At 66.3% G+C, this 19,644-nt stretch carries 21 protein-coding genes and 2 pseudogenes; 17 read left to right on the top strand and 6 right to left on the bottom strand.

What is annotated here, in order from left to right:
- Positions 1 to 22: 22 nt before the first annotated feature.
- The 9 genes and pseudogenes from RT582_RS00625 (at position 23) to RT582_RS00665 (ending at position 6,818) form a co-directional block, all read left to right on the top strand.
- A pseudogene (locus RT582_RS00625) lies at positions 23 to 514 on the top strand (Na+/H+ antiporter subunit E).
- The gene (locus RT582_RS00630; protein WP_044314691.1) at positions 514 to 765 is read left to right on the top strand and encodes a monovalent cation/H+ antiporter complex subunit F; all 252 of its coding nucleotides are present in this window, start codon (positions 514 to 516) and stop codon (positions 763 to 765) included. Before RT582_RS00625 ends, RT582_RS00630 begins: the two are co-directional and overlap by 1 nt.
- The gene (locus RT582_RS00635; RefSeq protein ID WP_312725390.1) at positions 758 to 1,051 is read left to right on the top strand and encodes a cation:proton antiporter; all 294 of its coding nucleotides are present in this window, start codon (positions 758 to 760) and stop codon (positions 1,049 to 1,051) included. Before RT582_RS00630 ends, RT582_RS00635 begins: the two co-directional genes overlap by 8 nt.
- Positions 1,044 to 1,981, top strand: a pseudogene (locus RT582_RS00640) (Na(+)/H(+) antiporter subunit B). Before RT582_RS00635 ends, RT582_RS00640 begins: the two are co-directional and overlap by 8 nt.
- Positions 1,978 to 2,259 (top strand): NADH-quinone oxidoreductase subunit K, encoded by a 282-nt coding sequence (locus tag RT582_RS00645; RefSeq protein ID WP_313476141.1) that lies wholly within the window; start codon positions 1,978 to 1,980, stop codon positions 2,257 to 2,259. Before RT582_RS00640 ends, RT582_RS00645 begins: the two are co-directional and overlap by 4 nt.
- A complete protein-coding gene (locus tag RT582_RS00650) occupies positions 2,256 to 3,497 on the top strand; it encodes a complex I subunit 5 family protein (RefSeq protein ID WP_313476143.1) in 1,242 nt (413 codons plus the stop codon). The genes RT582_RS00645 and RT582_RS00650 overlap by 4 nt, the downstream gene beginning before the upstream one ends.
- On the top strand, positions 3,473 to 3,679 hold the full coding sequence (locus tag RT582_RS00655) for a hypothetical protein (RefSeq protein ID WP_313476146.1): 207 nt from the start codon (positions 3,473 to 3,475) through the stop codon (positions 3,677 to 3,679). Before RT582_RS00650 ends, RT582_RS00655 begins: the two co-directional genes overlap by 25 nt.
- Positions 3,676 to 5,172: a complex I subunit 5 family protein gene (locus tag RT582_RS00660; RefSeq protein ID WP_313476147.1), complete on the top strand. Its 1,497-nt coding sequence runs from the start codon at positions 3,676 to 3,678 to the stop codon at positions 5,170 to 5,172. Before RT582_RS00655 ends, RT582_RS00660 begins: the two co-directional genes overlap by 4 nt.
- Complete coding sequence (locus RT582_RS00665) at positions 5,169 to 6,818, top strand: complex I subunit 5 family protein (protein ID WP_312725398.1); 1,650 nt, start codon at positions 5,169 to 5,171, stop codon at positions 6,816 to 6,818. The genes RT582_RS00660 and RT582_RS00665 overlap by 4 nt, the downstream gene beginning before the upstream one ends.
- A 9-nt stretch (positions 6,819 to 6,827) precedes the next feature.
- Here RT582_RS00665 and RT582_RS00670 read toward each other — a convergent pair whose 3' ends face one another.
- From RT582_RS00670 to RT582_RS00690, 5 genes are all read right to left on the bottom strand, one after another.
- Positions 6,828 to 7,271 carry a ketosteroid isomerase-related protein gene (locus RT582_RS00670; RefSeq protein WP_221104187.1) on the bottom strand — a complete coding sequence of 148 codons (444 nt, stop codon included), beginning with the start codon at positions 7,269 to 7,271 and terminating at the stop codon, positions 6,828 to 6,830.
- 151 nt (positions 7,272 to 7,422) lie between these two features.
- The gene (locus tag RT582_RS00675) at positions 7,423 to 7,818 is read right to left on the bottom strand and encodes a hypothetical protein (protein ID WP_041015250.1); all 396 of its coding nucleotides are present in this window, start codon (positions 7,816 to 7,818) and stop codon (positions 7,423 to 7,425) included.
- 47 nt (positions 7,819 to 7,865) lie between these two features.
- Entirely contained in the window at positions 7,866 to 8,747 is an 882-nt protein-coding gene (locus tag RT582_RS00680; RefSeq protein ID WP_041015249.1) for a hypothetical protein, read from the bottom strand.
- A 15-nt stretch (positions 8,748 to 8,762) separates the two neighbouring features.
- Positions 8,763 to 9,245 carry a curli production assembly protein CsgB gene (locus RT582_RS00685; RefSeq protein WP_044315839.1) on the bottom strand — a complete coding sequence of 161 codons (483 nt, stop codon included), beginning with the start codon at positions 9,243 to 9,245 and terminating at the stop codon, positions 8,763 to 8,765.
- A 198-nt stretch (positions 9,246 to 9,443) separates the two neighbouring features.
- Complete coding sequence (locus RT582_RS00690; protein WP_041015247.1) at positions 9,444 to 10,028, bottom strand: helix-turn-helix transcriptional regulator; 585 nt, start codon at positions 10,026 to 10,028, stop codon at positions 9,444 to 9,446.
- Positions 10,029 to 10,290: 262 nt separating this feature from the next.
- Here RT582_RS00690 and RT582_RS00695 point away from each other — a divergent pair, with 262 nt between their 5' ends.
- From RT582_RS00695 to RT582_RS00710, 4 genes are all read left to right on the top strand, one after another.
- Positions 10,291 to 12,006, top strand: coding sequence for an OPT family oligopeptide transporter (locus RT582_RS00695; protein WP_312725402.1), 1,716 nt, complete (start codon positions 10,291 to 10,293; stop codon positions 12,004 to 12,006).
- A gap of 70 nt (positions 12,007 to 12,076) precedes the next feature.
- The gene (locus RT582_RS00700) at positions 12,077 to 13,150 is read left to right on the top strand and encodes an AI-2E family transporter (RefSeq protein WP_312173451.1); all 1,074 of its coding nucleotides are present in this window, start codon (positions 12,077 to 12,079) and stop codon (positions 13,148 to 13,150) included.
- A 116-nt stretch (positions 13,151 to 13,266) separates the two neighbouring features.
- Entirely contained in the window at positions 13,267 to 13,608 is a 342-nt protein-coding gene (locus RT582_RS00705) for a hypothetical protein (RefSeq protein ID WP_023444528.1), read from the top strand.
- Positions 13,609 to 13,760: 152 nt separating this feature from the next.
- On the top strand, positions 13,761 to 14,054 hold the full coding sequence (locus tag RT582_RS00710; protein WP_041015244.1) for a hypothetical protein: 294 nt from the start codon (positions 13,761 to 13,763) through the stop codon (positions 14,052 to 14,054).
- Positions 14,055 to 14,136: 82 nt separating this feature from the next.
- On the opposite strand, the gene serA is transcribed toward RT582_RS00710, so the two are convergent.
- Entirely contained in the window at positions 14,137 to 15,366 is a 1,230-nt protein-coding gene (serA, locus tag RT582_RS00715; RefSeq protein WP_313476149.1) for a phosphoglycerate dehydrogenase, read from the bottom strand.
- A 199-nt stretch (positions 15,367 to 15,565) separates the two neighbouring features.
- On the opposite strand from serA, the gene RT582_RS00720 reads away from it, so the two are divergent.
- From RT582_RS00720 to RT582_RS00735, 4 genes are all read left to right on the top strand, one after another.
- Complete coding sequence (locus tag RT582_RS00720; protein ID WP_278420403.1) at positions 15,566 to 16,960, top strand: FAD-binding oxidoreductase; 1,395 nt, start codon at positions 15,566 to 15,568, stop codon at positions 16,958 to 16,960.
- A 28-nt stretch (positions 16,961 to 16,988) separates the two neighbouring features.
- Entirely contained in the window at positions 16,989 to 17,654 is a 666-nt protein-coding gene (locus RT582_RS00725) for a fumarylacetoacetate hydrolase family protein (protein WP_221104181.1), read from the top strand.
- Positions 17,655 to 17,747: 93 nt separating this feature from the next.
- On the top strand, positions 17,748 to 18,644 hold the full coding sequence (locus RT582_RS00730; RefSeq protein WP_312173585.1) for an SdiA-regulated domain-containing protein: 897 nt from the start codon (positions 17,748 to 17,750) through the stop codon (positions 18,642 to 18,644).
- Between the two features lie 72 nt (positions 18,645 to 18,716).
- The gene (locus RT582_RS00735; protein WP_312173582.1) at positions 18,717 to 19,613 is read left to right on the top strand and encodes an SdiA-regulated domain-containing protein; all 897 of its coding nucleotides are present in this window, start codon (positions 18,717 to 18,719) and stop codon (positions 19,611 to 19,613) included.
- Positions 19,614 to 19,644: the final 31 nt, after the last annotated feature.

Here is a 19,644-nt window from a genome sequence, read left to right on the forward strand (position 1 = left end):
TCGGAATGCCAAGGAGGTTGTGATGACACAGGCCGCATGGCGTCGCGGAGCCACCGACGCACTCTTCTGGTCACTGCTCTATACCGCACTCTGGGCGCTGTTCGCTGCCGGGCAGGGCTGGGTGCTGGGTGTGCCGACGATCACCCTGGCCGTGGCGCTGAGCCTCTGACTCGGCCTGCGCCCGATGACCTTGCGCCTGGCGGCGCTGCCGGCGTTTCTCGGCTTCTTTCTCAAGCACATGCTGCTCGGTGGCTGGGATGTGGCGCGGCGTGCGCTGCAGCCACGCTGTCCGCTGCAGCCGGCGTGGCATCCCTATCCGCTCACCAGCCAGTCGCCGCGGGTGCGCCTGTTGCTCTCGGCGATGGTCGGGCTGTTGCCCGGGACCCTGGCGTCGCGAGTCGATGCCGACGAGATGCGTGTGCACGTGCTGGATGAACGCCTGCCCTGGCAAGCCACCGTGGCCGAACTGGAACTGCGCCTGGAGCGGCTGCTTGGCGCGGAGGGGCGGCCTTGATGGCAGTGTTCTGCGCACTTCTGCTGCTGACCCTGATCATCGGTCTTTGGCGCGTACTGCTCGGCCCGCGACGGGTCGACCGGCTGCTTGCCGTGCAGCTGTTCGGCACCACCGGCGCCGCGCTTCTGCTGGTGCTGGCGCAGTGGCAGGGCGCGCCGGCACTGCGCGATGCGGCGCTGGTGTTGGCGCTGTTGGCGGCGATGATCAGCGCCGCGTTGGTACAGCTGCTGCGACGTAGCCGCCATGAGTGAACTGCTCGACTTCTTCAGCTGGCTGCTGCTGGCCGGTGGGCTGGGGTTTTTCGCTGCCGGGAGCATCGGTCTGCTGCGCTTTCCCGATACCCTGAGTCGCCTGCACGCGCTGACCAAGGCCGACACCCTCGGCCTCGGCCTGGTGGTCGCCGGCCTTTCGCTGCGCGCCGGCGGCGTGCTGGAAGTCGCGCAGATGCTACTGATCTGGCTGCTGGTGCTGGCCTCCGGCGCCACTGCCTGTCAGGTGCTGGCACGTCAATCCGACGAGGAGGACGGCGATGACTGACTGGCTGCTGGATGCGGTCCTCGGCCTGTTGCTGCTCGGTCTGGCCGGTGGCGCGCTGCATGTGCGCCAGCTGTATGCCGGCGTGTTGCTGTTCATCGCCTTCGGCCTGGTGCTGGCGCTGGTCTGGGCGCGACTGGGCGCGGCCGACCTGGCGCTGGCCGAGGCCGCCATCGGCGCCGGGCTGACCGGTGTGCTGCTGTTCGCCGCGCTGGCGCGTCAGCCACGGGCCGGCAGCGAGCCGCAGCTGTCGCGCCGCCGGCGTCTGGCCGCGGTGGCGGTGGTGCTGCCGCTCTTGCTGATGGTTCTGCCGCAGCTAGCGCCGCTGGCCGAACTGCAACCGAGCGTGCCGACGCAGATCGATGCCGCGCTGGCGCAGAGCGGCGTCGAGCATCTGGTCACGGCGGTGCTGCTCAATTTCCGCGCCTGGGACACCTTGCTCGAGCTGGCCGTCCTGCTCCTGGCCCTGCTCGGTGCACGGCAGCTCGGATCGCTGCAGCCGCAGCTGAGCGAGCCCTGGCCTATGCTGCGCGCCTGGGGCCGAACTCTCGCGCCGCTGCTGGTGCTGGCCGGTGGCTATGTGCTCTGGCGTGGTGCCGCCTCGCCCGGCGGTGCCTTCCAGGCCGGCGCGCTGCTGGCCTCCGGCATCGTCCTGCTGCGTCTGGCCGGTGCGTTGCCGGCGTTGCGCTGGGGCTTCTGGCCGCTGCGTCTGCTGGTGCTGGTCGGCCTGCTGCTGTTCGTCGCGGTGGCGGCAGCCTGCTGCTGTTCGTCGCGGTGGCGGCAGCCTGCGCCTGGTTTGGCGATGGCTGGCTGCAGTACCCGACCGGCTGGGCCAAGCCGCTGATCGTCGTCATCGAGGCCGCGGCGACGTTGTCCATCGCCGCCAGCCTGAGCCTGCTGGTGATCGGCGACGACCCGGAGCCGCAGTCATGAGCGTCACGCTGTTCTGGATCGCCGTCGGCTTCGCCCTCTGGCTGCTCGGCCTGCACGGGTTGCTCACATTGCGCCATGCGCTGCGGCGGATCATCGCCATCAATCTGATGGGCAGCGGCGTGTTTCTGGTGATGATCGCCCTGGCGGCGCGTCACGCCCCGAGCGATCCGCTGGTGGTGGCGCTGGTGGTCACCGGGCTGGTGGTGGCGGTGAGTGCGACCGCCCTGGCGTTGCGCCTGAGCAGTGCGCTGGCCACCTCGAAGGGGCAAGAGCGATGAACGCCGCCCTGGTCAGCCTGCTGCTGCCGCTGGCCGGTGCCTTGCTGCTGATCCTGCTGCGCCCGGCGCGCAGCGGCCGCTGGGTGATCGCGCTTAGCCTGGGCGCGCTCCTGGCGGCGATCATGGCGCTGCAGGTGGTGCTCGATCATGGCGAGCGAAGCCTGCTGGTCGGTGGCTGGGAGGCGGGGCTGGCGATCCGTTTCCGCCTGACCCCGCTGGCCGCGCTGCTGCTGGTGTTCACTGCCGGATTGCACCTGCTGGTGGCGCTGTACGCGGCGCGCATCGCACATGCCGCCGGGAATCAGGATTACTGGCCATTGTCCTGCCTGTTGCACGCGGCACTGGCCGCGCTGTGGCTGTCGGCGGACCTGTTCAACCTCTACGTGACGCTGGAGTTGCTCAGCCTGGTCGCGGTGGCGCTGGTGTCGCTGGCGGGGCGCAAGGCCTGGAAGCCGGCGCTGAACTACCTGCTGCTGTCGCTGGCCGGCTCACTGGCCTATCTGCTCGGTGTGGCGCTGATCTACGGGCGCTACGGCGTGCTCGATCTGGCCATGCTGGCGCAACTGACCGAAGCCGATGGCGTGACTTATCTGGCGCTGCTGTTGATGACCCTCGGGCTGATGCTCAAGGCCGCGCTGTGGCCGCTGCACCTGTGGTTGCCGCCGGCCCACGCCGCGGCACCGACTGCGGTCAGCGCGCTGCTCTCGGCACTGGTGGTCAAGGGGCCGCTGTACATCCTCTGGCTGATCTGGAGCGAGATTGCCCCGGCTGAATTCGGCCGCGACGCCGGCCTGCTGTTCGGCGCCGCCGGTGTGCTGGCGCTGGTCGGCGGCGGCTGGTCGGCGTTGCGCGCGCCGCGACTGAAGACGCTGGTGGCCTACTCGACGGTCGCCCAGCTGGGCTACGCGCTGCTGGCGCTGGGGCTGTTGCTGCATCTGGACGAACCGCGCCTGCATGCGGCCCTGTGGCTGTTCGTGCTGGCCCACGGGTTGGCCAAGGTCTCCATGTTCCTCGCGGCCGGCGAATTGCAGAGCATTCTCGGCAGCAAACGGGTGAGCGGCATGAAAGGCGCGAGTCAGAACGTGCCGATCGCCCTGGCGGCGTTCGCCGTGGCCGGCGGCAGCCTGATCGGCTTGCCGCCAGTGGCGGTTTCCTGGCCAAGTGGCTGTTGTTGCAGCCGCTGTTCGAACGGCCGCAGCACTGGCCCTGGGCCTTGGGCGCATTGCTCGGCACGCTGATGTCGGCGGCCTACGTGTTTCGCGTCGTCGCCCATGGATTCGACCGTGCCCGGCCGAATCCACCGAGCATTCATGCCGACCGTCTGGCGCAGTGGCTGGCGTTGCTGCCGGCGCTGCTGGTCTGGGGGCTGGCGCTTATCAGCGAGCCGCTGTTGCTCTGGCTGGGAGGGCTCGGGCGATGAGCTGGCATGCGTTTCTGCCATTGGGCATCGTGCTCAGCTCGCTGCTGCCGGGCCTGGTGATCTTCGGTCTGCGCGAGGACCAGCAGCGCCTGCGTGTGACCCTTAACCTGCTCGGCGTGACGCTCAAGCTGGTGCTGGTCGGCAGCATGCTCTATGGCGTCAGCCAGGGCAGCGAGTACCGCTTCAGCGTGCCACTGTTGCCGGGCGTGCCGCTGGTACTGCAGGCCGATGCGCTGGCCTTGCTGTTCGTCGCGCTGTCATCGCTGCTGTGGGCGGTGACGACGATCTATGCCATCGGCTACCTGGAAAACTCGCCGCTGCGCTCGCGCTTCTTCGGCTACTTCAGCCTCTGCGTCAGCGCCACGGTGGGCCTGGCGCTGGCGGGCAATCTGGTCAGCTTCCTGCTGTTCTACGAACTGTTGACCCTGGCCACCTTTCCGTTGGTGGTGCATCGCGGCACGCCGGAGTCGCTCGCCGCGGGGCGCGTCTATCTGGCCTACACCGTCGGTGGAGGGTCGCTGGTGCTGATGGGCGTGGCCTTGCTGCACAGCCTGGCCGGGACGCCGGATTTCCAGGCGGCCGGCTACCTGCTGGACGCAGTCGGCGAGCATGACCTCGGGCTGCGCGTGGCCTTCGCCCTGCTGATTCTCGGCCTTGGCGTGAAGGCGGCGCTGATCCCGCTGCACGGCTGGCTGCCGCAGGCGATGGTCGCCCCGGCACCAGTCAGTGCGCTGCTGCACGCGGTGGCGGTAGTGAAGGCCGGGGCCTTCGGCATCGTGCGGGTGGTCTACGACGTCTTCGGCGCCGAGGCGCTGACGCAACTGGATCTCACCACGCCGCTGCTCTGGCTGGCGGCGGCGACCATCCTCTACGGCTCGCTGCGCGCCTTGCAGCAGCAGGAGCTGAAGAAGCGCCTGGCCTACTCGACCATCAGCCAGGTGTCCTACGTGACGCTTGGCGTCGCGCTGCTCGGGCCGATCGCGGCGGTGGGCGGCCTGGTGCATCTGGTCCATCAGGGGCTGATGAAGGTCACGCTGTTCTATTGTGCGGGCAATTTCGCCGAGACTCTGGGCATTCACCGCATCCGCGAGATGGACGGCGTCGGCCGGCGCATGCCCTGGACCATGACGGCGTTCTTCATCGGGGCGCTGGGCATGATCGGCATTCCGCCGATTGCCGGCTTCATCAGCAAATGGACGCTCGGCCTCGGCGCGCTGGAGGTCGGTCAGGACTGGGTGCTGCTGGTGTTGCTCGGTTCGGCGCTGCTGAATGCCGCCTACTTCCTGCCGCTGCTGTGGCGGGGCTGGTTCGCTGAGCCGGCGGACTGGCACCAGAACCGCTGGGTCGATGAGCGTTTCGAAACCCATTGGATGCTGTTGCTGCCGCCGCTGATCACGGCGCTGCTGTCGCTGCTGGTCGGCCTGCTGGCGGCCACCGCGCTCAGCCCGCTGGGCTGGAGCCAGTTGATCGTCGAGCGGGAGTTCGCCATATGAACGCCTGGCTCTGGTTGCTGGTGCCCTTGGCACCGCTGCTCGGCGGCATGCTGCTGTTGTGGCTGCGCGAACGCAGCCTGCCGTGGCTGTGGCTGGCCTGTGCGCCGGCGCTGCTGGCTGCGCTGCAACCGCCACCAGCGTTGGAGTTGCCGTGGCTCTGGGAGGGTGTGCGCTGGGGCGCCAGCGATACGCTGACCCGCGCCTGGCTGGGCTTTACCGCCGTGCTCTGGAGTTGCGCGGGGATCTTTGCCAACAGCAGCCTGGCCACCGATCGGAAGCGGCTGCGCTTCTGGGCGTTCTGGCAACTGGCGCTGGCCGGCAATCTGCTGCTGATCATCGCCACCGACGCATTGAGCTTCTACCTCGGCTTCAGCGCCATGAGCCTCGCGGCCTACGGGTTGATCGTGCAGCACGGGGGGCCGGGACCGCGGCGGGCCGGACGCCTCTATCTGCAACTGGCGATCTGCGGCGAGATGCTGCTGCTCGCCGGGCTGTTGCTGCGCAGTCACAGCACCGAACAGGCCTTCGACTTCGCCACCTGGCAGGCGCAGCCGATCGACCACCTGACCTTGGCCCTGCTGGTGCTCGGGCTCGGCCTGAAGGCTGGGTTCTGGCCGCTGCACGTCTGGCTGCCGCTGGCCCATCCGCAGGCCCCGGCACCGGCCAGCGCGGTACTCTCCGGGGCGATGCTCAAGGCCGGCATTCTCGGCATCTGGCGCTGCCTGCCGGAGAGCGATCCGACGCTGGCGGCCTGGAGCACGCCGCTGCTGATCGCCGGCCTGTTCGGCGCGCTCTATGCGGCTGCGCTGGGGCTGTGCGCGGCCAAGTCCAAGGCAGTGCTGGCCTGGTCCTCGGTGAGCCAGATGGGCTGGATGCTGATGATCCTGGCGCTGGCCTGGAGCCTGGAGGCGCCCTCTGCGGCGCTGCTGACGGTGCTGGTGCTGTTCGGCGTGCATCACGGGCTGGCCAAGGGCGCGCTGTTCCTCGCCGCCGGGATGGTCCACGAAGGGCGGCTGTCGCGTCTGGGCTGGGTGCTGCTGATGCTGCCGGCGCTGGCGATCATGGGCGCGCCGTTCACCAGCGGCGCGGCAGTGAAGTACCTGCTGAAAGAGGCCTGGCATGAAAGCGCCTTCGTCGCCTGGTTGCCCTGGCTGACCCTGGCCAGCCTGGCCACCGCGTTGCTGCTCTGGCGCGCGCTCTGGCTGATGTGGCGCGATCAGCAGCACGCCAGCGCACGCGCGCCGCTCGGCCAGTGGTTGCCGTGGGCGCTGCTCAGCATGGCGTCGCTATTTGTGCCCTGGTTCTGGCCGACCATGCGCGAAGCGCTGCTGGCTGGGGTGTATCCCGCGGGCCTGTGGTCGGCACTCTGGCCGCTGCTGGCAGCTCTGGGTCTGACGCTGCTGGCGCTGCGCCGTGGCTGGAGGCTGCCGTCGCGGCTGGCGCAGTTGCCCAATCCAGCACTGTGGGCGTCGCTGTACCTCACCCGCCTGCTGCGCCAGCCGCCACTGCCCGTACCCGGGGTGCAGCTCGAGCGGAACCGCTGGCGGGCGCGCGAGCGACGCTGGAATCGGCAGTGGGAGCGCGGCGCCCTGACCCTCAGCGCCTGGCTGCTGGTGGCGCTGTTGTGGCTGGGCTGGCTGTGGTGAGCGATCGGATCAGGGCAGGGCTTTCTCGGCGTAGGGCCGGGTATCCAGCCCCAGCTGGGCGCGGAAGCTCTCCATGTCGAACATCGTGCAGATCTCCTGCACCTGCTGGGTCGGGGTGATGGTCCAGAAGGCCATGGCGGAGATGCTGAGCACCTTGTCGCTGGGCGGATAGCCGAACGCCGGCTGCTCGATGGTACCGATCAGCGTGCTCCAGGTGACCACCCGGTTGCCTTCGGCGATGCATTCCTCGACCACCACTTCCAGTTCCGGCATGGCGTGGCGGATCTGCCGGACCATGTCGAGAAACTCGGCGCTGGCGAGCGGCCGGCCGATGAAGGAGCTCTTGTAGAGAAAATCCTTGCTGTGCAGGTGCTCGGCCAGCGCCAGGCGCCCGCGATTCCAGGTCAGGTCGATGTGCTGACGGACGAGTTTCTTGCGGTCATCCAGTGACATGCGCCCTCCAATGGGCTGCAGATAGCTCGGCAGCGAACTCTAGCAGCGGCCAGGGCCGTGCGGGAGTGCCGTTCGGTCAGTCGGCCTGAACCCCAGCTGAACCTGCGCTGAACGAGCGCCACCTGGTGCGCCGTCGGTCCGCTTTCGGCCTTCACGCGATCTGTTCCGGCTCGCTTTCGTCGCCCACATCGGCGTCGTCGTCCGGGTAGCTGCGCAGGATCGGCGGCTGCTCGGCATCGTCGATCCACCACTGCAGCTCGGCCTCGACACGGGTGTCGTCAGCGATGCCGAGGCGGTTGTTCAGCGGGCATTGCTGCGTCGGGGTGGCGATCAGCGTGCCGCTCTGCGCGGTCTGGGCATTGCCGGCCCTGCCACTGGAGCGCACCTTCAGACGAAAGCGGACCTGCTGCCCGCTGCCCTTGAAGCACAGGGCGAGCGAAAGCCGGCTTTGCTCGGCCGGTTGCAGCTCGAAACTGACGGCTACCGGTGCATCGGCAGGGGCGGGGGTGGCTGCGAGCAGCCAGGTGGTGAGGGTCATGGTCAGCATCCGTTCTGTTTCCGTTGAAGCCGGTCCGTGGCTGGAGGGTGGTTGCGCTACTGCTGGACGATGGTGGCGCTGTTGCCGGTGCCGCTCTGGTGGATCGTCGCGGCGCCGGGCAGGCGGGTGAAGTCATTGGCCGGCAGGCTCTGGCGGATCATCGCCTCGTTGGCGCTGCCCAGTTGGGTGATGGTGGCCTGATGACCGTAGTTGCCCTGTTCGATGCTCGCCAGGTTGTCGTTGCCGTTCTGGATCACCGTGGCCTGGTTGGACATGAAGCTCTGGGCGATGTCGACGCTGTTACCGCTGCCGGTCGACGAGCCACTGATGCGGCCGCCGAAGCCGTTCTGGTCGACCGTCAGCCGGTTGCTGTCGCCGCTCTGGGTGAAGTCGAGTTCGTTGTGGTAGTCGTTCTGCTGAATCTCGGCGATGTTGTAGGTGCCGGCCTGGGCGATGTTCATGCGATTGCCGTCGCCCTGGTAGATGTCGGCCAGGTTGCCCAGACCGTCCTGGGACACGTTCATCCGCGACCCTTCGAAGTAGCCCTGCTGGTCGAAGGTCAGCACGTTGTCGTCGCCGCGCTGCTCGATCTGTGCGGTGACGAAGGCGGTCTGGCTGCCGGTGATCTGGTTGCCGTTGCCGATGCTGCTGGCATCGACCGTGCTGGTACGTCCGGTCTGTTCGATGGTGGTGACGTTGGCGTTACCGATCTGCTGCAGGTTGGCGACCTTGAAGTAGGCCTCGCCGATCTGCGTGATGCTGGCGGTGTTGAGGTTGCCGATCTGGCTGACATCCATGGTGCTTGACTCGACCAGGCCGGTCTGTTGCAGCTCGGCGACATTGTCCGTGCCGACCTGCTCCAGTTCGATGCTGTTCTGCGCCATGGCCTGAGTGGCGGCGAGGGTGAGCAGAGTGGCAATTGCCGTAGGCTTGAACATGAACTCTCCTGATCGCTAGCGACCCTGCACGATATTGATCTGCTGGCCGACGCCGTATTGCGTCACCGCGCTGCGCAGGCCCTGGCCGGTCTGCTCGATGCGCGCATCGTTATAGGCGCCGTACTGGCTGATGCTGGCCTGGTTGTCGCTGCCGGTCTGGCGGATTTCGGCGTAGTTGCCCTGGCCGACCTGCTCGATGACCGCCATCAGGTTTTCGCCGTGCTGCAGGATAAAGGCTTCCTGGTCGCCGCCCTGCTGCAGCATCTGCGCGCTCAACGCCTGGCCGTTCTGAGTCAGCTCGGCGAGATTGCCCTGGCCCAGCTGCTGGATGTAGGCGGCCTTGGCGTCGGTCAGCTGAACCGCAAGCTGGGTGGCGGTGGTGCCAAGGGGTGAAAGATCGCCGTTGTCCATCAGGTCGGCGGCCATCAGCGGCGCGCAGGCCAGGCAGGCAACCAGGGCAGACAGTGATGTGGCGCGGGGCAGGGCGTAACGGGCCATTGGCGTGTACCGGATGACAGTGGTCGCGATTCTTGAACGCGGCGGACACTCTTGAACATCCATCGGATGATGTAAAAGGCGCAGCGCGAGCAGTTCGCTCGGGATTAATGCCTGGCACGGCGTGACGCTTTCGCACCGTGCCAGAGCGTCTCGGTGACGTCCCGCTCCGCTAGGCCGCCCGTCGCTGCGGGACGCTACTCAAGCGCTACAGGACTTGTCCCAGTCGAGATGACTGCGCAGCAGGTACGCCGCCTCGGCCCGATTGGAGGCGCCGATCTTGCGCAACAGATTGTGGATATGACTCTTGATCGTGTGCGGGCTGAGGCACAGCTGCTCGGCGATTTCCGCATTCGACAGCCCCTTGCCGGCGAGGCTCAGGATCTCGCGCTCGCGCAGCGTCAGGCTGGACTTGGTTTCAGCGAGCTGGCGCATGCGCCGCCACTGGCCCAGCAGCCTCTCGGTGAGGACCCGTGGCAGCCAGTCGCCACCCTTGAGCAGCACGCGGATGCCCTCGAGCAGGTGCTCGCGGGTGGCGTGGCTGTAGAACACCCCGCGAATCACCGGGTGTCTTTCGACCAGCTGCTCGGCCTGCTCGGGGACGATATTCACCAGCGCCACCGGTGTGTGCTCGTCGAGCTGGTCGATCAGGCTGGATATCTGTTCGGCTTCGCTATGGCCGGCGTCGACCAGAAACAGGTCGGCTCCGCGATTGTCCGGTGATTGCAGTCCGGTCAGCGCAACTTCGACTTGCGCCTGTTCGCCTAGAAAGTGGCGAAAGAACAACCCAAGCAGTTCATTGCCGGTTAACAGCGTGACAGTTGGGGAGGATGTGTCCCGTGTAAGCTCCGCGTCCATGTTCGGTACCTAGTCAGTCGGGCGTGATTGATTAAAAAGTTACTAAACGACCAGCACCTTGCAGCGAAGTTCAGCCGAGAGATGGCGAACGGGCATTATCCAGCCAGCACGTGCACAACTCCGCCAGGGTGAACGCGAGGCATCGAAAAGGGCGCGCGTTTTTGCACCGGGCGGCTGCTAAGGTAGGGGAATGATCGCGACCACCTCTGCCGTTTCGTCTCGTGAACTGACCCTGCGTGCCTTGCTCACTGGTCTGCTGCTGGGTGCGCTGCTGGCACCGTCGAATGTCTACTCGGGCCTCAAGATCGGCTGGTCGTTCAATATGTCGATCATCGCGCTGCTGATCGGCTTCGCGTTCTGGCAGAGCATTGCCGTCGCGTTCGGCCGCCCGCGCTGGTCGCTGCTGGAAAGCAACATCAACCAGACCACCGCCTCGTCCTGCGCCTCGATCATCTCCGGCGGGCTGGTGGCGCCGATTCCCGCCTATACCCTGCTCACCGGTCAGCAGCTGGACAGCCTGCCGCTGATGGCCTGGGTGTTCTCGGTGAGCTTTCTCGGGGTCTGGGTGGCCTGGTACCTGCGACCCTCGCTGATCGTCGAGTCGGGGCTGCGCTTTCCCGAGGGCATGGCGACCCTGGCGACGTTGCAGCAGATCTACAGTCATGGCGCCGAGGCCGGGCGCCGGCTCTGGGTACTGGGCGGTGCCGCCGTGCTGGCCGCCGGGAGCAAACTGGTCGATACCTTTTTCTGGACGCTGCCGCGCTGGACCCCTTCGGCGCAGCTGGAGCGCCTGACGTTCAGCTTCGAACCCTCGCTGCTGTTGCTCGGCTTCGGCGGCATCATCGGGTTGCGCGTCGGCCTGTCGCTGCTGCTCGGCGCTGTGCTGGCCTGGGGCCTGATCGCGCCCTGGCTGCTGGCCGAGGGGCTGGTGCGCTTGCCGGCTGCCGCCCAGGGGCCGCAGTTCGCTGCGCTGATCGAATGGCTGTTGTGGCCGGGCGTGAGCCTGATGGTCTGCGCGACGCTGACCTCGCTGGGCCTGCGCCTGCTGCGCTCACGCTCGGCAACGACACACCGGCGGCCGGTGCTGCGGCGCCCGCACGGCTGGCCAGCGGCCGGTTTTGCGCTGTCGGTAGGACTGGTGCTGGCGCTGCAGGTCAGCCTGTTCGGCATCGACCCCTGGCTGGCGGCGCTGTCGATTCCGCTGGCGCTGCTGCTGGCGATGGTTGCCGCGCGGGTGGTCGGCGCGACCGGGATTCCGCCGATCGGCGCCATCGGCCAGCTGTCGCAGCTGAGCTTCGGCGTGTTCGCCCCGGGCCAGGTGCCGGTCAATCTGATGAGCGCCAACACCGCCGGTGGCGCGGCGGGACAGTGCACCGATCTGCTCAACGACTTCAAGGTCGGGCATGCCATCGGCGCTGCGCCGGGGGGTCAGGCGCTGGCGCAGTGCTTCGGCATTCTGCTCGGCAGCGTGGTCGGCGTACTGGCCTATCAGCTGCTGATTCCCGATCCACAGAGCATGCTGATCACACCCGAATGGCCGGCTCCGGCGGTCGCTACCTGGAAAGCGGTGGCCGAAGCCTTGACCGGCGGTCTCGGCGCGCTCGCTGCCGACATTCGCTGGGCGATGCTCGCTGGTGCGCTCTGCGGCGTGCTGCTCGGGACGCTGGAAGGGCTGCTGCCAGAACGCCGGCTGCGCTGGTTGCCGAGCTCCGCGGCGCTCGGCCTGGCATTCATCATTCCGGCTTCGATTTCGCTGATGATGACCTTCGGTGCCGTGCTCGCCTGGGCCTTCGCGTCACGCTGGCGCAGTCTCGGCGAGCGCTTCGTGATCGTCGCCGCGGCCGGCCTGGTGGCGGGCGAGAGCATGGCCGGCGTCGGCGCCTCGCTCTGGCAGCTGCTGCGCTGATTGGCGGTAACAGCTGAATTAATGCGCGGCGCGGTCTGTCGTACCTCTTGTACTCACGAGGGGGAGCATCATGTCCACGTCGACACCGCAGAACGATGCCAAGACGGTCGCCAATCGCACGATTGTGCAGGCCGCGGTGCTGGCCGTCGTGGTGCTGCTGAGCATCGTCGCCTGGCTGGCGTTCGATTTCATCCTGCTGCTGTTCGCCTCGATTCTTTTCGGTGTGCTGATTCACGGCGTGAGCCGCTGGCTCTGCAGCAAGACGGCGCTGTCCTACAAGCTGTCCATGGGGGTGTTCTTCGTGCTCTTGCTGCTCGGTCTGGGCGGCGGCGGCTGGCTGGTCGCGCCGAGTATCGCCGAGCAGGCCGATGCGCTCTCCGATTCGCTACCCGAGGCCGTCGAGCGCCTGCGTGAGCGCGCCGAGCAGCTGCCCTGGGCGAATGAGCTGCTGCAGCAGCGTGAGCGCCTGGAGGACTCGCTGCCCGATGGTTCCAGCGCGTTCAGCGTGGTGACCAAGGTGATGGGCTCGATCGTCGGGGCGCTGAGCAGCTTCGCCATCGCCTTCGCCATCGGCATCTGCCTCGCCATCAACCCGCAGGTCTATGTGCGCGGGCTGCTGAAGCTGATGCCGCTGGGCTATCGTCCGCGCGCGGCGGAGGTGCTCGACGAAAGCGGCTCGACATTACGCGCCTGGCTGCTGGCCAAGTTGCTGGAAATGCTGCTGATCGGCGTACTGACCACGCTCGGTCTGTGGCTGCTGGGCATCGAGCTGGCGCTGGTGCTCGGCCTGATCGCCGGTCTGCTGTCGTTCATTCCCAATATCGGTCCGGTGCTGGCGGTGATCCCGGCGCTCCTGCTGGCTTCGCTGGAGGGCGGGCGCACGGTGCTCTACGTCGCCGCGCTCTATCTGTTCATCCAGACCCTGGAAAGCTATGTGTTCACGCCGTGGATGCAGCAGCGCATCGTCTCGGTTCCGCCGGCGCTAACCATCGCCGTGCAACTTCTGTTCGGCCTGCTGGCCGGCACCCTCGGCCTGCTGCTGGCGACACCGCTGGCGGCGGTCGGCATGGTGCTGGTGCGCATGCTCTACGTGGAGGATCTGCTCGGTGACCGGCCGCAGGCGACCGACGGTCCGAGCGACTAGCCGCTCTGGCAGGGCGCTCCACAGGGCTGTCACGTTTTGTAAAGGCTGACGACGAAACCCCTGGCGCGTCCCGCTGCCGGATTACATGAACCCCCTGAAATATGCAGGAGTCAATCATGAACATGCACAAGATTGCGGCATTCACCCTGGCGGGACTGCTTTCCAGCGCGGCATTCGCGGCCAACACCGGCACTGGTACCGATGCCGGCGCCGATACCGGCCACCGCGACTCGATGGGGCACAGCACCGAGCAGCCGGGGACTATGGGCGGCACTGGCGCTGACTCCGGAATGGATTCGACCTCCGATACCGGCAAGATGCCGGACGAGACCGAGCGCCCGGCGACCACACACGGTAGCGATCACGGCACCGGCGTCGATGCTGGCGGCGATGGTGCGGCTGGTAAGCAGGGTACGACCGGTACGGGCGGCGAGGGCGGCGAACGCGGCGCCTACTGATCCATCGGTTGCACCTGAACGGCCCGGCAGGCTCAGCTTGCCGGGCCGTTCTGCGTTCAACCTGACCGCTCGGCCGTTGCCGGCATCCATGCGGAAACCTTTGTCGGTGCCGGCGTGCCGAATCTGCAAGAGCAATGATCGGGAGGTGCGCGATGGGCATGCTGCGTTTGAGCATTCTGCTGGTTTCACTGGCGGGCGCGACGAGCGCCCTGGCCGAGACTACCGGGCCGACCAATCCGGAAAAGGCGCGTCAGCATCCGCTGGACAACCGCGAGCCGCGGCCGCAGTCGGACCGGCAATCGGACGAGATGGAACAGATCGAAGCACCGGTGCTGCAGCCGCGCCAGGCACCGATCGAGACCGATGTGCCGCCGACGCCCGAGCCGCGTGACGAGCAGCCAGGGGCGGATGTCGATGCTGCAGGTAATCGGGTGCTGCGCAGCTAGCGGAGAGCGCTCGGGTTTAGACAGTGCGCATGAACGAAAAAGGGAGGCCGAAGCCTCCCTTTCAACGCACCGCGTCAGCGAATCAGAACAGCACGCGGCTGCGGATGGTGCCGTTGACGTGCTGCAGCTTCTCCAGCGCCAGGTCGGAGTACTCCTTGTCCACGTCGATGACGACGTAGCCGACCTTCTCGTTGGTCTGCAGGAACTGGCCGCAGATGTTGATGCCGTTGTCGGCGAAGACCTTGTTGATCTCGCTCATCACACCCGGAATGTTCTGGTGGATGTGGAGCAGGCGGTGCTTGCCCGGGTGCGACGGCAGGGCCACTTCCGGGAAATTGACCGAGGACACCGAGGTGCCGTTGTCGCTGTACTTGACCAGCTTCTCGGCGACTTCCAGACCAATGTTGGCCTGCGCTTCGGCGGTGGAACCACCGATGTGCGGGGTCAGGATCACGCGATCCAGGCCACGCAGCGGGCTTTCGAATTCCTCGTCGTTGGACTTCGGCTCGACCGGGAACACGTCGATGGCGGCGCCGATCAGGTGCTCGTCCTTGATCGCGGCGGCCAGGTGATCCAGCTCGACCACGGTGCCGCGGGCGGCGTTGATCAGGATCGCGCCCTTCTTCATGGCGCGGATTTCCTTCTCGCCAATCATCCACTGGGTGGACGGCAGCTCGGGAACGTGCAGGGAGACGATGTCGCACATGCCCAGCAGCTCGTACAACGAGCCGATCTGGGTAGCGTTGCCCAGCGGCAGCTTGGTCACCACGTCGTAGAAGTAGACCTGCATGCCCAGCGCTTCGGCCAGTACGGAGAGCTGGGTGCCGATGGAGCCGTAGCCGATGATACCGAGCTTCTTGCCGCGGATCTCGAAGGAGTTGGCCGCCGACTTGATCCAGCCGCCGCGATGGCAGGAGGCGTTCTTCTCCGGAATGCCGCGCAAGAGCAGGATGGCTTCGGCCAGTACCAGTTCGGCCACCGAACGGGTATTGGAGTAGGGCGCGTTGAATACCGCGATACCGCGCTCGCGGGCGGCGTTCAGGTTGACCTGGTTGGTGCCGATGCAGAAGCAGCCGACGGCGATCAGCTTCTTGGCGGCCTCGAAGACTTCCTCGGTGAGCTGGGTGCGCGAGCGGATGCCGATGAAATGGGCGTCGGCGATCTTCTCCTTCAGCTCCTCGGTGGACAGCGCGCCCTTGAGGTACTCGATGTTGGTGTAGCCGGCCGCCTTGAGGGTGTCGACGGCGTTCTGGTGCACGCCTTCGAGAAGAAGAAACTTGATCTTGCTCTTGTCGAGAGAGGTCTGGCTCATCTGCATTAAAACCTTAAGGCCGAAGGATAGGACTGAAGTGTCCAGCGAAGGCTGGCCGACCCGTCATTAGCGGTGTCGGGAGTCTGCCGAGGCACGTTTCAAAGGGGTGCGTATGCTAGCATACGAGCCCCGCGAAACACCCCCACCCCTGTGCTGAAGCGTGCTCAGGGTGACCATGAATCGTATGAGAGTTCCCGTGATGACCGACCCCGCCCTGATCGATGAGCTGAAAACCCTGGTCGAGCCCGGCAAAGTGCTGACCGACGCCGATTCGCTGAACGCCTACGGCAAGGACTGGACCAAGCATTTCGCTCCGGCGCCCTCGGCCATCGTCTTCCCCAAGAGCATCGAGCAGGTCCAGGCCATCGTGCGCTGGGCCAATGAGCGCAAGGTCGCGCTGGTGCCCTCGGGCGGCCGCACCGGGCTTTCCGCAGCGGCCGTGGCGGCCAATGGTGAGGTGGTGGTGTCGTTCGACTACATGAACCAGATTCTCGAATTCAACGAGATGGACCGCACCGCCGTCTGCCAGCCCGGCGTGGTCACCGCCCAGCTGCAGCAGTTCGCCGAGGACAAGGGTCTGTACTACCCGGTGGACTTCGCCTCCGCCGGCTCCAGCCAGATCGGCGGCAACATCGGCACCAACGCCGGTGGCATCAAGGTGATCCGCTACGGCATGACCCGCAACTGGGTCGCCGGCATGAAGGTGGTCACCGGCAAGGGCGACGTCCTTGAGCTGAACAAGGACCTGATCAAGAACGCCACCGGCTACGACCTGCGCCAGCTGTTCATCGGCGCCGAGGGCACGCTGGGCTTCGTGGTCGAGGCCACCATGCGCCTGGAACGCCAGCCGACCAACCTCACCGCGCTGGTGCTGGGCACCCCGGATTTCGACTCGATCATGCCGGTGCTGCACGCCTTCCAGGACAAGCTGGACCTGACCGCCTTCGAGTTCTTCTCCGACAAGGCGCTGGCCAAGGTGCTGGCGCGTGGCGACGTGCCGGCACCGTTCGAAACCGACTGCCCCTTCTATGCGCTGCTGGAATTCGAGGCCACCACCGAGGAGCGCGCCGATCAGGCGCTGGCGACCTTCGAGCATTGCGTCGAGCAGGGTTGGGTGCTCGATGGCGTGATGAGCCAGAGCGAGCAGCAGCTGCAGAACCTTTGGAAGCTGCGCGAGTACATCTCCGAAACCATCAGTCACTGGACGCCGTACAAGAACGACATCTCGGTGACCATCGCCAAGGTGCCGGCCTTCCTTAAGGAGATCGACGCCATCGTCGGCGAGCACTACCCGGACTTCGAAATCGTCTGGTTCGGCCACATCGGCGACGGCAACCTGCACCTGAACATCCTCAAACCGGATGCGATGGACAAGGACGAGTTCTTCGGCAAGTGCGCCACCGTCAACAAGTGGGTGTTCGAAACCGTACAGAAGTACAACGGTTCGATCTCCGCCGAACATGGCGTCGGTATGACCAAGCGTGACTACCTCGAATACAGCCGTTCGCCGGCGGAAATCGAGTACATGAAGGCAGTCAAGGCGGTGTTCGACCCCAACGGGATCATGAACCCGGGCAAGATTTTCGCGGCCTGATGGGCCCACGGATTACCAGGAGTCTTCGATGAGTTACCAGCACCACTACACCGATGGCACGCCAATCCATTATCCGCTGGGTAAGGTGGTCTGCATCGGCCGCAACTATGCCGAGCACGCCAAGGAACTGAACAACCCGGTGCCGACCGAGCCGCTGCTGTTCATCAAGGCCGGCAGCTGCAGCGTGCCGCTGGACGACGGCTTCAGCATCCCCAGCGATCGCGGTGCCGTGCATTACGAAGCAGAAATCGCCGTGCTGATCGGCAAGCCGCTGTCGCGCAAGCCCAACGAAGAGGAGGTGCGCGACGCCATCTCCGGCTTCGCCCCGGCGCTGGACCTGACCCTGCGCGACGTGCAGGCCAGGCTCAAGGAAAAGGGCCACCCGTGGGAGATCGCCAAGAGCTTCGACGGCGCCTGCGTGCTGGCGCCGTTCGTGCCGGGCGATGCGGTGGAGGATCTGGGCGACATCGGCATCCGCCTGACCATCAACGGCGAAGTCCGCCAGGACGGCAACAGCAGCCAGATGCTCAATGCCATCCTGCCGCTGCTGCAGCACATTGCCGGGCATTTCAGCCTGCAGCCGGGCGATGTGGTGCTGACCGGCACGCCGGCCGGCGTCGGCCCGCTCAAGCAGGGCGACCAGCTGGTGCTGGAGCTGGTCGGGCTGTCGCGTTTCGAAAGCCGCGTGATCTGACCTGCACGCGGCGGGGCAAGCCCGCCGCGTCTGCTGCTTCTTTGCGAACCGCTCTCGTGTTGTAATCCGGCACCTTCCGCCGGAACGTTTCTCATGCCCGTTCGTTATTCCCGCTGGCGTCTGATCGTCGCCGCCATCCTGCTGCTGCTTTTTATTGCGCTGCTCGTCGCCACACGCCTGCTGCACTGGGACGATCAGCTGCAGCTGTACTGGGACGAAGGTGCGGTCAGCGCCGAACAGCGCGCGGCCAGCATCTGGCTGCCGGATTACGAATTGGCGCTGGAAACCACCCTGGCTGGGCTTGAGGACGACGAGACCTCGGGGCTGACCTGGAATCCCCTGACCGGCACGCTGTTCACCGTAACCGGCGAACAGCTGGTCGAGTTCACTCCGTCCGGCGTTGTGCTGCGGCGCGTCGCGCTGACCGGTTTCGCCGATCCCGAGGCGGTGGAGGCCCTGGGTGACGGGCGCATGGCGATCGTTGATGAGCGCCGTCGGCTGGTGGCGGTGTTCCGTCTGGAGCCCGGCGTGGAAAGCCTCGATCTCGATGATCTGGCCAGCTATGACCTGGGCTTCGCCGATGCCGGCAACAAGGGCTTCGAGGGACTGGCCTGGAACCCGCGCACGCAGCGCCTGCTGCTGGCCAAGGAACGCGACCCGCAGGGCCTGTTCGAGCTGCCATTCCCGGGTGAGGACGGCGCCGCCGGGGCGCTGCAGGCCGTGCCGAAACAGCGGCTGCTGGTTCGTGACATCTCCTCCGTCGCCATCGACCCGCGCAGCGGCCACACGCTGATGCTTTCCGACGAGTCGCGGCTGCTGGTGGAGCTGGACCTGCAGGGCAAGCCGCGCAGCTTCATCAGCCTGTTCGGCGGACTCAATGGGTTGGTGCATGGGATCGAGCAGGCCGAAGGCGTGGCGATGGATGGCGAGGGCAACATCTACGTGGTCGGCGAGCCCAACCGCTTCTACGTATTCAGCCGCAGGCGCTGAACGACCGCATTAAGTTTGGTGTAAGCCTGACTGAAGACAATCGCTGCCCCAATCCAGGTGAAAGTGGGCCTTATGCGTGCGTTGAAAAGGATCTTGGCGGGGTTGCTGACCGTGGCCCTGCTGCTGGTGCTTGCCGCCGGCGTTCATTACCGGTTGTTCGAGCGTGGCTGGTTCCATCTCAACCAGTGGCATCGCGGCGAACCGGCGAAGGACGCCTCATTGTGGCTGCCGGATTACCGGGCGACGATCCAGGGCAAGGTGGTCCGTGGCATTGATGACGATCTCTCGGCGTTGACCTTCGATCCCGATCGCAACAGTCTAATCTCCGTCACCAATGGCAACCCGCATCTGCTCGAACTCGGCCTGGAGGGCGATCTGCTGCGCGCGATCCCGCTCGTTGGCTTCGGTGATCCTGAGGCTGTCGAGTACATCTCTGCCGGCGTGTATGTGATCAGCGACGAGCGCCGGCAACGCCTGCTTCGGGTCGAGCTCGATGAGCGAACGACGGTCATCGATGCCGCGCACGCGTCGCAGCTCTCTCTGGGCATCGACCGTAACGGCAACAAGGGCTTCGAAGGCCTGGCCTACGATAAGCTCGGCGAGCGGCTGTTCGTCGCCAAGGAGCGCAACCCGGTCAGAATCTACGAGATCGCCGGCTTTCCCTATGTCGCCGAAGCACCTGCCGTGCATATCAACCAGCACCAGGCGCGGCTTTTCGTGCGCGACCTGTCCAGCCTGCAGTTCGATGAGCGGAGCGGGCATCTGTTGGCGCTGTCGGATGAGTCGCGGCTGGTGGTCGAGCTGGATGGCAGCGGGCAGCCGCTCAGCAGCCTGGCGCTGGATGCCGGCAAGCATGGGCTGGAACAGGATGTGCCGCAGGCGGAAGGCATTGCGATGGGGCCGGACGGCACGCTGTATGTCGTCAGCGAGCCGAACCTGTTCTACGTGTTCAGCAAACAGGCCAGGTGATCGGTTACCGCCTCGATCACCGGCTTTGAAG

Source organism: Stutzerimonas kunmingensis (assembly GCF_032106285.1).
GTDB classification, from domain to species: Bacteria; Pseudomonadota; Gammaproteobacteria; order Pseudomonadales; family Pseudomonadaceae; genus Stutzerimonas; species Stutzerimonas kunmingensis_B.

Bases quoted from the DNA above. Each gene is read 5' to 3' on its own strand.
- RT582_RS00635 (WP_312725390.1), top strand. From the start codon at position 758: ATGAGTGAACTGCTCGACTTCTTCAGCTGGCTGCTGCTGGCCGGTGGG.
- RT582_RS00675 (WP_041015250.1), bottom strand. From the start codon at position 7,818: ATGCTGACCATGACCCTCACCACCTGGCTGCTCGCAGCCACCCCCGCC.
- RT582_RS00665 (WP_312725398.1), top strand. From the start codon at position 5,169: ATGAACGCCTGGCTCTGGTTGCTGGTGCCCTTGGCACCGCTGCTCGGC.
- RT582_RS00700 (WP_312173451.1), top strand. From the start codon at position 12,077: ATGTCCACGTCGACACCGCAGAACGATGCCAAGACGGTCGCCAATCGC.
- RT582_RS00660 (WP_313476147.1), top strand. From the start codon at position 3,676: ATGAGCTGGCATGCGTTTCTGCCATTGGGCATCGTGCTCAGCTCGCTG.
- RT582_RS00730 (WP_312173585.1), top strand. From the start codon at position 17,748: ATGCCCGTTCGTTATTCCCGCTGGCGTCTGATCGTCGCCGCCATCCTG.
- RT582_RS00725 (WP_221104181.1), top strand. From the start codon at position 16,989: ATGAGTTACCAGCACCACTACACCGATGGCACGCCAATCCATTATCCG.
- RT582_RS00695 (WP_312725402.1), top strand. From the start codon at position 10,291: ATGATCGCGACCACCTCTGCCGTTTCGTCTCGTGAACTGACCCTGCGT.
- RT582_RS00630 (WP_044314691.1), top strand. From the start codon at position 514: ATGGCAGTGTTCTGCGCACTTCTGCTGCTGACCCTGATCATCGGTCTT.
- RT582_RS00650 (WP_313476143.1), top strand. From the start codon at position 2,256: ATGAACGCCGCCCTGGTCAGCCTGCTGCTGCCGCTGGCCGGTGCCTTG.
- serA (WP_313476149.1), bottom strand. From the start codon at position 15,366: ATGAGCCAGACCTCTCTCGACAAGAGCAAGATCAAGTTTCTTCTTCTC.
- RT582_RS00670 (WP_221104187.1), bottom strand. From the start codon at position 7,271: ATGTCACTGGATGACCGCAAGAAACTCGTCCGTCAGCACATCGACCTG.
- RT582_RS00685 (WP_044315839.1), bottom strand. From the start codon at position 9,245: ATGGCCCGTTACGCCCTGCCCCGCGCCACATCACTGTCTGCCCTGGTT.
- RT582_RS00680 (WP_041015249.1), bottom strand. From the start codon at position 8,747: ATGTTCAAGCCTACGGCAATTGCCACTCTGCTCACCCTCGCCGCCACT.
- RT582_RS00735 (WP_312173582.1), top strand. From the start codon at position 18,717: ATGCGTGCGTTGAAAAGGATCTTGGCGGGGTTGCTGACCGTGGCCCTG.
- RT582_RS00705 (WP_023444528.1), top strand. From the start codon at position 13,267: ATGAACATGCACAAGATTGCGGCATTCACCCTGGCGGGACTGCTTTCC.
- RT582_RS00710 (WP_041015244.1), top strand. From the start codon at position 13,761: ATGGGCATGCTGCGTTTGAGCATTCTGCTGGTTTCACTGGCGGGCGCG.
- RT582_RS00720 (WP_278420403.1), top strand. From the start codon at position 15,566: ATGACCGACCCCGCCCTGATCGATGAGCTGAAAACCCTGGTCGAGCCC.
- RT582_RS00645 (WP_313476141.1), top strand. From the start codon at position 1,978: ATGAGCGTCACGCTGTTCTGGATCGCCGTCGGCTTCGCCCTCTGGCTG.